The following is a 13,538-nucleotide window of genomic DNA, read 5'->3' as shown; positions in this document are numbered from 1 at the left end:
CAACCACATCCTGTACATCCTCAAATCCTGGACATCCTGATTCAGACAAAATAATCTTAATAATTAAAAACCCATTATATATGGGCGCACTCTTTTCCACCCATAACATAATCCTACAACACCATTAAAATCTTGTCAAGTCTCAACAGCAATTTTATAAAAACCTCCTCCTTCTTCCTTTGCGCCTTTGCTCCTTTGCGTGAGAAAAAAATATTTCCCACACAAACACAACTAAACCAACTTATCAGGCGTAATAGGTAACTCCCGCAACCGCTTACCCGTAGCATGATAAACAGCATTACAAATAGCCGCAGAAACACCAGTAATACCAATTTCTCCCACACCGCGCACCCCAGCCCGGTTAAAATTTAAATCCGGTTCACCCACAAAAGTCACATCAATTCTGGGAATATCTGCGTGGGTAGGATAATGATAAGTAGCCAGATCATAAACCACCGGATAACCGATATTCGGATCAAACAGACACTCCTCCATCAAAGCATGACCAATACCCATAATTACACCCCCACGGATCTGAGAAGCGGCAGTTTTAGCATTCATCACCTTTCCAATATTCATCACCGACACCCAGCGCGTCACCTGTAAGCGCCCGATCGCCTCATCCACACTCACCTCACAGAAATGAGCGCCCCAAGACTGAAAAGCCCATTTCTTAGCTTCAGAACTACCAGTAGAAGCACCAGTAGCTTCAAAAGCAACCCGTTGAGACTGACGCAGACTTGCAAACGCTTCCTGAGCATTTTTCGCCTGAGCAGTTTTCAGCACTTCCTCACAAGCAGTCATCACCGCAGGTATCAAATTTGCTGTCATCTGTGAACCACCAGCAATACCACCATTAGGAAACAACGAGTCACCTAATTCTACCTTCACCTTTTCCACCGGTAGCCCCAAAAACTCAGCCGCAGTAGCAGCCACAATAGTATATGCACCAGTACCCATATCATTACCACTGGTGAGAACATGGGCAGTACCATCAGCTAAAAGCCGCACCTTCACCGTTGCTGTACTTTGTAAACCGGGAAAAGTTGATGCAGCCATACCCCAGCCTATCAGTTTACCATCACGGTTGAGCGATCGCACCTTTTTCGGTCTATTTTGCCAACCAAACTTCTCTGCACCCACCCGCAGACATTCCGCAAAATGTTTAGCAGAGAAAGGTAAACCCCGACTTTGATGTTCCTTAGTTTCATTCCTTAACCGTAATTCTACCGGATCTATCTCCAACTCCCAAGCTAACTCATCCATTGCCGACTCTAAAGCATACATACCGGGGGTTTCTCCAGGCGCACGCATAAAAGTCGGTGTACCCACATTCAACACTCCCAGTTGTTGCTGAGTTCGCAAATTTGGAGTAGCATACATCACTGGGGTGATATTTGTACAAGGTTCAGCAAAAACATCAACCTCAGATGTAAAAGATTTTGCTGTATGTTCAATTCCCTGTAAACTCCCATCCGCATTAGCAGCTAAACTCACTGTTTGCTCAGTTTGCGAACGGTGTCCAGAATTTGCCGTCATTTGTCTTCGACTAAGAACCACTTTTAGCGGACGTTGTAATTTACGTGCTGCTGCTACACAAAGAATACCATGCGGCCAAGGAAAAGCTTTAGAACCAAAACCACCACCCAAAAAAGGCGTAATAATTCTTACCTGTTCCGGTGCTAGTCCGAAAAGTTCTGAATAGGTGCGTTGACTACCCCCTACCCACTGACTAGGTTCATAAATAGTTAGCGAGTTAGAATTTTGCCACTGTGCAATAATGGCATGAGGTTCCATTGGGGAGTGCAGTTCCGTGGAAGTTTTGTAAGTTGCTGTAACTTTAGCTGCTGCACCTGTCATCGCATCTGTAGAATTACCAGTAGCAAAGCTCCCTTTTTCAAATTTTACGTCTTCCCCAAACATGGAAGGAGCATTTTTCAAAGAGACTTTTTCCGGGTCTAAACTCGGTGTATCTTTGATATATTCAACTTTGACTAAATGGGCTGCGTCTCTAGCTCGTTCAAAGGTATCCGCTACTACCAGACCTATTATTTGCCCTGCGTAATGAATTTGCTCATCTGCTAGGGGTAGACGAGCTTCGTAAATTTTGGAATTGATAAAATTGTTACTAGGTTTAGAAATTTGCGGGGCGTTTTTATGGGTGAAAACCGCTATCACACCTTTTGCTTTTGCTGCTGCTTGGGTATCAATATTTTTGATCCGTCCTTTGGCAATACTGGCAGTGACTAAATAACCATGTACTAAATTAGGTATTTGGTGTTCTGCTGCGTAGGTTGCCACACCTGTTACCTTTGCTAGTCCATCTTTGCGGTTAATGCCAGTGCCTATAACCTTATTCATACTATACCTCCACCTTGAGCAGAAACCATGAGGGCGCGACGAATTGCCCGTTTTGTCATTTCTATTTTGTACCCGTTGTGAGCTAAAGGTTTTGCTCCTTGTAGGGCGATATTTGCAGCTTGGGTAAATGTGTTAACATCCGCAGGTTTACCAATTAAAAACTTTTCTGCTTCGTTAGCACGCCAAGGTTTATGTGCCACTCCACCCATTGCCAAGCGTACATCTTTTATTTTGTCACCGGCAACTTCTAAAGCTGCTGCCACAGATATTAAAGCAAAAGAATAAGAAGTGCGATCGCGCAGTTTTAAATAAACTCCTGATTTCGCCAAGGATAAAGGCGGTAAAATAATCGCGGTGATTAATTCCCCCGCTTCTAAATTACTATCTCTTTGGGGTGTGTTTTCTGGTAAACGGTGAAAATTAACAAAAGGTATTTGTCGTTTACCTTTGGGTCCTTCCACTTCTACCACCGCATCTAAAGCCGCCAAAGCTACACACATATCTGAAGGATGCACAGCTACACACTGTTCACTTGCACCGAGAATAGCGTGCATCCGGTTGATACCCGTTGCTGCTGGACATCCGCTTCTCGGTTCACGTTTATTACACGCAAAGGCAGTATCGTAATAATAAGGGCAGCGAGTTCTTTGTAAAAGATTACCACCCACAGTAGCCACGTTGCGAATTTGTTGCGATGCACCAGAAAGAATTGCTCTAGATAAGAAAGGATAATTGCGACGAATTTCGGGATGATCAGCTAATGCTGTATTTGTTACCAAAGCTCCTACCCGCCAACCATTAGCTATCTTTTCTATACTTTGCATCTGCAAGCGAGAAATATCTATCAGTTGGGATGGTTCATCTAGAAAGGCTTTGAGTCGATCAACCACATTTGTTCCCCCACCAATAAACAGGGAATTTTTATCACTCGTTGCTCGTTGAACGGCATCTTTTACAGAGGTAGCGCGAGTATAGGTAAAGTTATTCATGATGCTTGCACCTCCTGATATTCACTGACCATAATATGGGCGTTGGGAGAAGGGGGTTTTTGTCCTGTTACCTGTTGGACAGCGGCGACAATGCCATTATAAGCACTACACCGGCAAAGATTACCACTTAATCTTTCTTTTATTTCCGCTTCTGAAAGTTCTGCTAACTTGGGTGGATTATTTAAATCAGCAGTGACAGCACTCACACAACCGCGTTTTACTTCTTCCACAAGAGCCACAGAGGCGCAAATTTGACCAGGGGTACAGTAACCACATTGAAACCCATCATTTTCTATAAAAGCTGTTTGCATGGGATGGAGAGTATCACCCTTTGCTAGTCCTTCTATGGTGACTATTTCCTTTCCTTCCTGCATCACTGCCAAAGACAGACAAGAATAAACTCGTTGACCATCTATAAGGACTGTACAAGCTCCACATTGTCCATGATCACATCCTTTTTTGCTACCTACCAATCCCATATTTTCCCGTAGAGCATCCAGGAGGGTGACACGGGGTTCAATGGTTAAAGATTGGGGTTTACCATTGATTTTGAGTGTGATATTCATGTCACCCGTGTTGGACTGGGTAGTATTTTTGGCTACATTAGTTTGAGGTATTAAGGCTGGTGCTGCTATGACTGTACCAGCTGTAGTTAATGCCTTTCCCAAAAAACCACGTCGAGAGGTTTTTCCACGTTCATGCTGAGGTTTTTCCATAGTAATAGCGGTATACAAATTGATATACTAAAACATTTTTAACTCTGTTCCCTGGGGAGCATCCCAAATGTTTAAGTTTATTTTCAACTGGGGAAATAAAATGATCCAAGGGACTGATATGATTGAACCGCAAAGGACGCAAAGGACACAAAGGTAAGAGGTTTTAAGAGATTTTTTAGTGTTGCTGCGGTTATTTTTTCAAAATTGGGCTGTTCCCGTTCCCTATTTCCTATTCCGGTAAAGTCAGTATTTCTACTCCATCTTCTGTTACAGCAATGGTATGCTCAAATTGGGCGGAAAGTTTGCGATCGCGTGTTACAGCAGTCCAACCATCAGCCAACATTTCCGTTTCATGAGTACCTTCATTGATCATCGGTTCAATGGTAAACACCATTCCCGGTCTTAACCGTTTACCTTTACCCCTTGTGCCAAAATGGGGAATATCCGGTGCAGTGTGGAAAATATTACTAATACCATGTCCCACAAACTCCCGCACTACAGAAAAACCCTCAGCTTCAGCATACTCTTGAATAGCCGCACCAATATCACCTATTTTCGCCCCTGGTTTTACTTCCGCAATACCTAAATATAAACATTTTTCTGTTACTTCTACCAATTTCTGCGCTTTCGGTCTAGTATTACCAACGATAAATGTCTTGGATGTATCGCCATGATAACCATCAACGATAGGTGTCACATCAATATTAATAATGTCCCCTTCTTTGAGAATTTGTCTAGCATGGGGAATACCATGACAAATAACTTCATTTACACTGGTACAAATTGACTTAGGAAAACCTTTATAACCTAGAGGTGCGCTTTTAGCCCCCTGTGCTTGGGTCCATCGTTCCGCTTCATCATTGAGTTGCTGTGTACTCACCCCTGGTTTAACGAAGGGTTCTAGATGCTGTAACAGTTTTGCTGCTAAACGTCCAGCCCGACGCATTTTTTCTATTTCTCTTTGGGATAAAATAACAATTTGTTCAGTTCTCATTTATCTACGAGTCTTTTGTTAAAAATATAGTTAAACCTGTTTGGGCTGCTCTACGTGCTGCATCTGCCACTTTTAAAGTATACAAACTTTGTTCCGGAGTGACATACAAAGGCGTACCATAAAAAAGATGGTCTAATACCATTGTCGTATCTTTAGCAAATAAACCCCGACGAGTACCCATATCAATCAATGTTGTTTTTTCTGGCTGTACGAAAATTCCTGTGTTACCATCGAGGATTAAACCTCCGTTTTCACCATGAATTTCAAACTTTCGTTCTGACTGCCAGATGGTTTCACCTTTACCATAAATCACTTGTGCTAACAAACCATTACTAAAGCACAACTGCGCTACACAGATACAGCTTTGATAATAGTTTGTTTCTGTTTCCCAATATCGCTGATGACAGTTAACAGATAACACCTCACCAAACAAGTCAGTTAGACGATGTAAGCGAGATAACGCCCCCATTAAAGGAAACCCAAATTGTTCATGGTTGTAAGTCCACTTGCGGGGTGCAGGGTTTTCAGGTTTAACGGTACTTTGACGAACATAAAACAAAGAACCCAGTTGCTCTAAATGTTGTTTTAAAGCTTGATGCCAACCGCCTAAAAGTTCAATGTGTTCAACGTGCAGCAGTTTATTTTCTGCTTTTGCTAAGGCGATCAGTGCTTCTGCTTCCTTGACATCCAGAGACAGAGGATACTCAACAATGACGTGCTTATTGTGGGTTAGGGCAGCATGGGTTATTTTACCATGATCCTGATTAATCGTGGAAATGACCACTAAATCTAAATCTTCCCTGTTTACTAACTCTTGCCAACTCATCACCTCCATTTGATAGGCTTGAGCTAAAGCTGCTGTTTTTTCAGGAGTATGGCCAGCGATCGCTACCAACTGTGTCCGTGGATCTTGCTGTAATGCCTCAGCCCTCAATTTTGCTGCATACCCAGTCCCAACTAAACCCACCCGCATAATTTTATTTAAAGGTGGCTCAAAATTATACATCATTTTCATAAGTTGAATTGTCAGTTATTAATTAACATTGGTAATTGGTAATTGGTAATTGGTAATTGGTAATTGGTAATTGGTAATTGGGAAAAATAAAATTTATTACCCAGTCACCAGTCCCCAGTCACCAGTCCCCAGTCCAATGCAACCCCAAAAAATCATACCCTCAAAGATGCTGTCGCCATCTGTCTCAATGAGGATTTTACATAACTAAAACTTATTGGTAATAAGTAACTAAATTTCATTACTAATCGTGGTCAAATTTCCGTTACAAGGTTTAAATTTTCCCGTAGTATCAGAATTGAAGCAAATAAAAATCTACGGCTCATCCTTTCAGGTCAGCCGCAAATTTTGCTGAAGTATGGCTTATACTGCCGTTGTTACAAGAGAGGAATACTAAATGGCTACTTACAAAGTCACTTTAATCAACGAAGCTGAAGATACAACTATCACACTTGACGTTGACAGCGATACTTATATTCTAGATGCTGCTGAAGAAGCAGGTCTTGATCTTCCTTACTCCTGCCGTGCTGGTGCTTGCTCTACCTGTGCAGGTAAACTCGTTTCTGGTAAAATTGACCAATCTGATCAATCATTTTTAGATGATGATCAAATCGAAGCTGGATATGTTTTGACTTGTGTTGCATACCCAGCTTCTGACTGTACAATCCAAACACACAAAGAAGAAGAACTTTACTAAAAGTCGGACTTTACTTTTTTGACAGCCTCCCACCGCCCTACTGTGCCAGCAGTACTGCGGTGGATGTTTTGTATCAATTTCTTCTCTTGTGATTTCTAGCTTACCGCAATTATCTACCTGTTTTGCTATCTGAAGATGTTAAGAAAGGTTGAATTTCGTTACCAAGTATTTTAAGTTCTGTACCCGGATAATAAAACTGAAGAATTTTAGCACTTGGCCAGCCGAGTTTGGCTAAATTTTGAGCGCCTGTTTGACTTAACCCTACTCCATGTCCTAAACCTCCACCGATAAAAGCGTATCCCCAGATCCCTGGTGTACCTTTGTTAAGAGGTTGTAAATAAAATAGTGTACTGCGTGGAGCGGCAAAGGCGCTGCGAACTTCATCTTTATGCAGGGTGAAAACGCCAATATCTGTTTTTACAGCTAGTTCTAAAATTCTACCGCTGTTGCTGCGCTTGGTGACAGCCATAGCTTCAATGGTTTTGAATTTGCTATATGGACTCTTTTTTGCCCGCAAAAATTTTTGTAAGTCTTTGGTAATATCTTCTAAGCTGGTTTGTTTGCTCCAGCGGAATACATCCCATTTACTTTCATTAAATCCTTGTTGTAGGTTAATAAACTGCCGCAAATTATTTTCGTCTGCTAAATTCTTTTTTGACAAGTCCCAAATATTTGTAGCTGCATCCACAACTGGGCGTAAATAAGGACGATCTTCTCCATTCCACACATCGCTAAAGTAAGCTGTAACACCACCTGTAGTTGAAGAATAGAGGGCATCGACTAATTCGTTATTATAGGTTAATACCATGCCCCTGGTGGCAGCGATCGCTTGATCTGTGGTTTTTGCCACGCCATTTAGTCCATCATAAACCTGGCAGTGTGTATCCGCACATAATTGATAGTTATCAACTTCAAATCTGCGTACATTCCGCAGGGCATAGGTGCGGGCAATTATAGCTTGGGCTTCTAGGGATGCTTGGGGCGCTCTTGTGCCAATTTCATAAGGCAAAACTCCACGTAAGTATGTTTCTAAAGCTACTTGATTTACTAGGGAGTAGCTACCATAAGCATTGGGCTGTAAGTTCAACCGCCCTGGGAAAAGACGAGCATTTTCAGGCTTTGTGCCTGTATTCAACCGAATTAAATTTTTATCTGTGGTAATTTCTAAATAATTATTGCTGTATCGCTTCCCATTAATTTCCCAACTGACTCGCGGTACTTGTTGCAGAATTTGTGTATCTAAATATGGCAGTGTCTGTCCTGATGCTTGTATGTTCTGTAACAACAAACGCCGTAATAAAGGGCTGCTGTAAACTTCTCGTTTTGCCCATACTTGCCAGCGTTCAGGTTGAGCTATTTCCACCTCTATTCCCTGAGAACGCCAATTTCTGGCGCTGTCTTCTGCTGTTTCAAAGGTGCGATAGTTGCCTAAAACTAATACCTCCTGCACTTTGGGTTGAGGTAAGGTTTCCATGACTGTTTCCAGTTGGATGGGGTTGGCAGTTACTAAGCTTTGCTGCTGATTACCTTGTTGCCATTTTAGCTTTAGGCGATCGCCTTTGGTCGGTGTCAGTTTTAATTTAGCCGTAGGTGTAGATCCAAATCGCTGGACAATACCAATTTTCAGTTCCACATCTGGGTTATTGTTGACAGGAGTTGATGCAGCAGTCAGTCCCAGTAAACAGAATGTGGTGAGTATTTTGTAGGAAGAACGCCAGAAAAAGATTTTCATGAAAACCTGATTTTGCTACCACAGTGAGGCTTGAAGGCAAATTTTAAGGAATTTTGTAGCGATTTTGCTTTGTTGTTGATGCCATTCAATCATATCATTACCTTTTTTTTCTCAAATAGTTACAAATCGAAGTCATAATGATTATGATTTAGTTAGGATAGAAAACTCATCAGCAAAACTTCTATGGTAAAAATTCAAGAAATTCCTTTAAATCAAATTCAACGCCCATGACCGCGTGAGAACGACCCCCAGAAAGTCAAAGACTTAATGGACTCAATAGCAGAAATTGGTCAACAAGAACCGATAGACGTTCTAGAGGTGGATGGACGCTATTATGGCTTTTCTGGTTGCCATCGTTATGAAGCTTGTCAGCGTCTAGGCAAAGAAACGATTTTAGCTAGAGTCAGAAAAGCTACTCCGAGTGTGCTGAAGATGCACCTAGCATAAATAGGGGTGTAGGCTTCGAGTAGGATAGCGAAAGAACGAATCACAACCAGCACTTTAATCTAGTTATTGGGAGCAAAAAATTATGTCATCGACAACAAATGTCAAAAATCTAAATATTGGTATTGATGAGGAGAGTAGAGGCAAAATTGCTGAGGGCTTGTCTCGCTTATTAGCTGACACTTACTCACTGTATCTAAAAACTCATAATTTTCATTGGAACGTCACAGGTCCAATGTTCCAAACATTGCATTTGATGTTTGAGACCCAGTATACAGAATTAGCCTTAGCAGTTGATTTAATAGCTGAAAGAATTAGGGCGCTTGGCTATCCCGCACCAGGAACTTATAGCGAATACGCCAAACTCAGTTCCATTCCAGAAACTCCAGGAGTGCCGAAAGCCAAAGAAATGATCCAGTTATTAGTAGAAGGACAAGAAGCTGTGGTCAGAACTGCAAGATCAATCTTTCCTTTGGTAGATGAAGTTAATGACGAACCTAGTGCAGATTTGTTAACTCAAAGAATGCAAGTGCATGAAAAAACAGCTTGGATGTTAAGAAGTTTATTAGATGAATAAAGATTGAGGAAAGGGGGTATAATAAACAACAAAAATCTATACCCCTTGCCTTATGCCTGATGAAGATTTCACCCCAAAGTTGCGAAATTTAAAGAGAATCTTTTGTTCTTAAAGTTTGAGCAGCCAGATAGACTTTAGTCCATTCACCCATAACCTGATGGGTTTTGAGTTGTAAATTTTGGGCTATTGCTTCTATAGAGTGACCGGCTCTGCGTAACTGGAGAATCTGTCTGCCCAGATTGGTGACTTTTTCTTCCAACTGCTGCCATTGGTTTGGTGTTAAACCGAAATTGTGTTCTTGTAAGGAAATTGAGAGCCAGCTTTCTACCAGTTCTGATTGACCTTTGATGGCAAAAACGCGGACAGCATGGTAGCTAATTTTTTCACGCAGTCGATATACTTCCTTAATTGGCTTATTGAGTTTTTTGGCAATCTCTTCTTGAGTTTTGCCTTGGAGGTATAATTGCAGCCAATCTACTGCGGTTTGTCCCAGATTTTCCAGTAAGTATTGGGCAAATTCTTGATATACAGCTTGACGTAGTGATTGTTGCTCTTCTAATTTTTGTGCTTCTTGATATTGGGCGATCGCCTGATTATCTACCAAGTTCAGGGGGTTATCTGTATCTTCTGTCAGCACTTCATCAGAAACCAATCGAATCAAGTCGTTGGCTGGAACTTGCGTTAGCCCACCACGCTGAACCCGTCGTAGGTAGTTAACAAAACGATAAGCTAAGAGGGGTTGGTTGCGTACCGGACGCAAACAATATTCTTCGAGGCTGGCAAATAGTAAAGTATCCTGTAATCTTCTATCCGTAGTGATATCGGCAATTGCAGACATTTGTTGCTGCATATATGAATCACTTTGCAGCAGTTCTTGGAGGACTTCTTGTAATACATCGACCACACTGCGCTGGCGATCGCGACTTAAAGACACCCAAGTCTGAATTTTATTTCTCAGTGTCATCACGCTTCCCAAGCGATTGATTAGGTTGCGATAAGCACGTTCTCGTCCCATTCCCAAATATCGCTGCTGTAAAATCCGACAGCGATATTCCATTGCTTGTTTAGCTATTTCCAGTTCTTTTGGGGTGAGTAAATCAAATCTTTTGACATCTGATCCCAAAAGCCAAAGCAAAATACTGTGTCTAGCGCCCTCACTTTGTTCTGGACATTCAGCAGCGAGTCGCTTTTGCCAATATTGCGCTAAGTTGGCCGCTTCCGTTTCCATAGTGAGATTGCGCTCCTCGAAACTCCGCTTTAAAGTTTGCATCACAACCCCTATACCCACTTAAATTACTAACCAATAGCTGCCCTTGTTCTCAAAATACGCAAACTACTTCTCAAAAAATCTTGCTGATTGATTTTTGATCAGAAAGCTGAATTTTTAGTTTAGGTATTTCACTTTGTTAGTCCAAAGGTAAGTATTCAGCTATCAGTAATCAGTAATCAGCTTTCAGATGTAAATAGACTGGTTGTTAATAAAATCATAATTTTACTAGATTACCAGGCTTTGAGCAGAGAAATTCACAGGCTGATATTTGTGTTCTTTGTTACTTTTGCTGACGACTGACGGCTAACGGCTGAATGCTTACTTCCAAAGGTAAAAAAGATTAATTATGAGTCTCTGACGAAAATTAACCTGTCTAAGTTTCAGCTTTCTTTAGTTATTTTTGCGTTCACTTCTTTACAAGTCTTGATATTTATTAGACAATAAGAAAAGTCAAGTCAGAAAAGTAAAGTAGTTTTGCTGTTTACACATCTTTCATAAAAACAAAGATTATTTGGATATGCTCACAATTACAATTATTTCTCCCCAGGCAAACTATTGAGTAAAATTAATCAAAGCTTTAGATTTTTGTATCCAAATATCATTTCTTTACAAAAGTCAGGAGCTACTTTGGTAAAAGGGCAGAACAGGGCAGAACTCCTACTCAATTCAGTATTCAGAATATTACTATAAATAGCCTATAAGGGTATTGTGACTGAGATCACCGAGTTTAAGTAATTCTTTCTGGCTATGGCAGTAAGAGAACTAAAAATTTATTGCTTTTGAATACATAGCTATTAGTCCGTAGTCAATTATCGGGTGTGGGGTGTAGGGTGTAGGATTGGGGGAGAATCTTTTTCTTCCTGTCACCTGTCACCTGTCACCTGTCACCTTTTCCCTGTATTTATCTACCGCTGGATGATCTGACAATGGGATTTTCTACAGAGTCTCGATACTGCTGAACTTCATCTGTGTAAGCGATGGGTAGAACAGCTTCCACGTTTTCATGGGGACGGGGAATGATCACCCAAGATTCTAAAGTACCACCATAGACGTTTTCTGCTGCTTCCACACCAGCGGCCATAGCGGTTTTAACTTCAGAAACATCACCGCGAATATTCACTGTAAACCGGGCGCTACCTACTCGGATATAACCTACTAAGGTAACTCGTCCAGCTTTTACCATCGCGTCTGCTGCTGCTAGGACTGCGGGAAAACCCTTTGTTTCTAATGATCCAACGGCCTGTAGTGACATTATTAATCTCCTTTATGAATAAAATTATCTGCTACAAGTTATTTTGATAGCAAACTTGCCTAGAAGATGCGAAAAGGTTCAGATTTGGAAGTGAAGTGGATGGGTAAAATCGTTTCCACATTTTCCGGGGGATTGGGAACTATATAATGTGTGATCACTTGTCCACCAAAAACTTCTTCTCCAGAAGCTATTCCCGCTGCAACTGCTGTTTTAACTTCGGCCACCTGTCCCCTAACGGCGACTAACAAGCGTCCGCTTTCTGCGATACCATAATATACGATTGTGACAGCGGCAGATTTAACCATTGCGTCTGCTGCTGCTAATACGGCGGGAAAACCTAAAGTTTCGATTACGCCAACTGCCATTGGCATGGCTTAACTCTCCAGAAATCCAGAATAAGTGATATTTATTGTACGAGGCTTTTGTCCCCATTTTTTCATTTGGGGAAATTTTATTTTTGTCAGTAGTCGGTGGTGAAGATGATGTAAACTGATGTTTATGTTTCCAAGTTTTTTACCCGCTGCTGTTGACAAGCTGACAGAATCAGCTTCTATTGCCTTGGCTCAAAGCATCCAAAGTCAAGACATTGCTACCCCTTTAAGTCCTGAAGCTATTACCACTACTTACGTACATCAAGGTAGTGGCGGTACTCCGATTTTATTGGTTCATGGTTTTGATAGTTCGATTTTAGAGTATCGCCGACTTTTACCCCTGCTGGCTGAAGAAAATGAAACTTGGGCAGTAGATTTACTGGGTTTTGGTTTTACAGACAGACAACCGGATATTGCTTATAGTCCCTTAGCTATTAAAACTCATCTCTATTATTTCTGGAAAACCCTGATTAACCAACCTGTGATTTTGGTTGGTGCTTCTATGGGTGGTGCTGCGGCGATAGATTTTACCCTCACTTACCCAGAAGTGGTGCAAAAACTGATATTAATTGATAGTGCTGGGTTAAAAGGTGGTTCAGCATTAAGTAAATTAATGATTCCCCAGTTATATAATTTAGCGGCGGAGTTTTTACGGAATCCTAAAGTGCGCGATCGCATTTGTCGCAGTGCTTATAAAAACCCAGATTTAATCAATGCTGATGCTTTATGTTGTGGGGATTTACACTTAAAAATGCCTAATTGGAGTCAAGCTTTAATTGCCTTTACTAAAAGCGGTGGTTACAGTGCTTTTAAATTTCCGCAATTGGCAAAAATTCAACAGTCAACCCTAATTTTATGGGGTGACAATGATAGAATTTTAGGAACTAAGGATGCTCCCAAATTTAAAAAAGCTATTCCCCAAAGTCAGTTAATCTGGATTAAAGATTGTGGTCATATTCCCCACTTGGAAAAAGCAGAAATTACAGCACAACATATTTTAGAATTTAGGTAAGGAGTCAGGAGTCAGGAGTCAGGAGTCAGGAGAAAGAATTAGAAGCAGCTAAAAATATTTTCTTTGGGGTAAAGTATTCTGAATCCTTGCTAACGGCGGTAGGATGTGGAG

The 13,538-nt window shown here is 41.3% G+C and carries 12 protein-coding genes and 1 pseudogene; 4 read left to right on the top strand and 9 right to left on the bottom strand.

Annotated elements, in window-relative coordinates; genetic code table 11:
• Window positions 1-231 precede the first annotated feature (231 nt).
• The 5 genes from K2F26_RS11840 to K2F26_RS11820 form a co-directional block, all read right to left on the bottom strand.
• Window positions 232-2,361: a xanthine dehydrogenase family protein molybdopterin-binding subunit gene (locus K2F26_RS11840; protein WP_220611636.1), complete on the bottom strand. Its 2,130-nt coding sequence runs from the start codon at window positions 2,359-2,361 to the stop codon at window positions 232-234.
• The gene (locus K2F26_RS11835; RefSeq protein WP_220611635.1) at window positions 2,358-3,350 is read right to left on the bottom strand and encodes an FAD binding domain-containing protein; all 993 of its coding nucleotides are present in this window, start codon (window positions 3,348-3,350) and stop codon (window positions 2,358-2,360) included. The genes K2F26_RS11840 and K2F26_RS11835 overlap by 4 nt, the downstream gene beginning before the upstream one ends.
• Complete coding sequence (locus K2F26_RS11830) at window positions 3,347-4,066, bottom strand: 2Fe-2S iron-sulfur cluster-binding protein (protein ID WP_220611634.1); 720 nt, start codon at window positions 4,064-4,066, stop codon at window positions 3,347-3,349. The genes K2F26_RS11835 and K2F26_RS11830 overlap by 4 nt, the downstream gene beginning before the upstream one ends.
• 229 nt (window positions 4,067-4,295) lie before the next feature.
• The gene (gene map / locus K2F26_RS11825; RefSeq protein WP_220611633.1) at window positions 4,296-5,060 is read right to left on the bottom strand and encodes a type I methionyl aminopeptidase; all 765 of its coding nucleotides are present in this window, start codon (window positions 5,058-5,060) and stop codon (window positions 4,296-4,298) included.
• 4 nt (window positions 5,061-5,064) lie between these two features.
• Window positions 5,065-6,066, bottom strand: a complete 1,002-nt coding sequence (locus tag K2F26_RS11820) for a Gfo/Idh/MocA family protein (RefSeq protein ID WP_220611862.1) — start codon at window positions 6,064-6,066, stop codon at window positions 5,065-5,067.
• A 403-nt stretch (window positions 6,067-6,469) separates the two neighbouring features.
• On the opposite strand from K2F26_RS11820, the gene K2F26_RS11815 reads away from it, so the two are divergent.
• Complete coding sequence (locus tag K2F26_RS11815; RefSeq protein ID WP_220611632.1) at window positions 6,470-6,769, top strand: ferredoxin; 300 nt, start codon at window positions 6,470-6,472, stop codon at window positions 6,767-6,769.
• A 109-nt stretch (window positions 6,770-6,878) separates the two neighbouring features.
• On the opposite strand, the gene K2F26_RS11810 is transcribed toward K2F26_RS11815, so the two are convergent.
• Window positions 6,879-8,501: a SpoIID/LytB domain-containing protein gene (locus tag K2F26_RS11810; RefSeq protein ID WP_220611631.1), complete on the bottom strand. Its 1,623-nt coding sequence runs from the start codon at window positions 8,499-8,501 to the stop codon at window positions 6,879-6,881.
• 183 nt (window positions 8,502-8,684) lie between these two features.
• Between K2F26_RS11810 and K2F26_RS11805 the strand changes: the two are divergent.
• Together K2F26_RS11805 and K2F26_RS11800 are read left to right on the top strand one after the other, a co-directional pair.
• Window positions 8,685-8,948 (top strand): annotated as a pseudogene (locus K2F26_RS11805) (ParB N-terminal domain-containing protein).
• An 82-nt stretch (window positions 8,949-9,030) separates the two neighbouring features.
• Complete coding sequence (locus K2F26_RS11800) at window positions 9,031-9,522, top strand: Dps family protein (protein WP_187041034.1); 492 nt, start codon at window positions 9,031-9,033, stop codon at window positions 9,520-9,522.
• Window positions 9,523-9,610: 88 nt separating this feature from the next.
• On the opposite strand, the gene K2F26_RS11795 is transcribed toward K2F26_RS11800, so the two are convergent.
• The 3 genes from K2F26_RS11795 to K2F26_RS11785 all read right to left on the bottom strand — a co-directional run bounded on the left by K2F26_RS11795 (window position 9,611) and on the right by K2F26_RS11785 (window position 12,415).
• The gene (locus K2F26_RS11795) at window positions 9,611-10,804 is read right to left on the bottom strand and encodes a HetZ-related protein 2 (RefSeq protein WP_220611861.1); all 1,194 of its coding nucleotides are present in this window, start codon (window positions 10,802-10,804) and stop codon (window positions 9,611-9,613) included.
• A gap of 889 nt (window positions 10,805-11,693) precedes the next feature.
• Complete coding sequence (locus tag K2F26_RS11790; protein ID WP_220611630.1) at window positions 11,694-12,044, bottom strand: carbon dioxide-concentrating mechanism protein CcmK; 351 nt, start codon at window positions 12,042-12,044, stop codon at window positions 11,694-11,696.
• Window positions 12,045-12,103: 59 nt separating this feature from the next.
• Window positions 12,104-12,415 carry a carbon dioxide-concentrating mechanism protein CcmK gene (locus K2F26_RS11785; RefSeq protein ID WP_220611629.1) on the bottom strand — a complete coding sequence of 104 codons (312 nt, stop codon included), beginning with the start codon at window positions 12,413-12,415 and terminating at the stop codon, window positions 12,104-12,106.
• Window positions 12,416-12,542: 127 nt separating this feature from the next.
• On the opposite strand from K2F26_RS11785, the gene K2F26_RS11780 reads away from it, so the two are divergent.
• Window positions 12,543-13,427: an alpha/beta fold hydrolase gene (locus K2F26_RS11780; protein ID WP_220611628.1), complete on the top strand. Its 885-nt coding sequence runs from the start codon at window positions 12,543-12,545 to the stop codon at window positions 13,425-13,427.
• Window positions 13,428-13,538 lie beyond the last annotated feature (111 nt).

The sequence above is a fragment of the Sphaerospermopsis torques-reginae ITEP-024 genome (assembly GCF_019598945.1).
In the GTDB taxonomy this organism is placed as follows: Bacteria; Cyanobacteriota; Cyanobacteriia; order Cyanobacteriales; family Nostocaceae; genus Sphaerospermopsis.
Note: the sequence above shows the minus strand (reverse complement) of the source record. Positions and strands in the feature narration are given on the sequence as shown.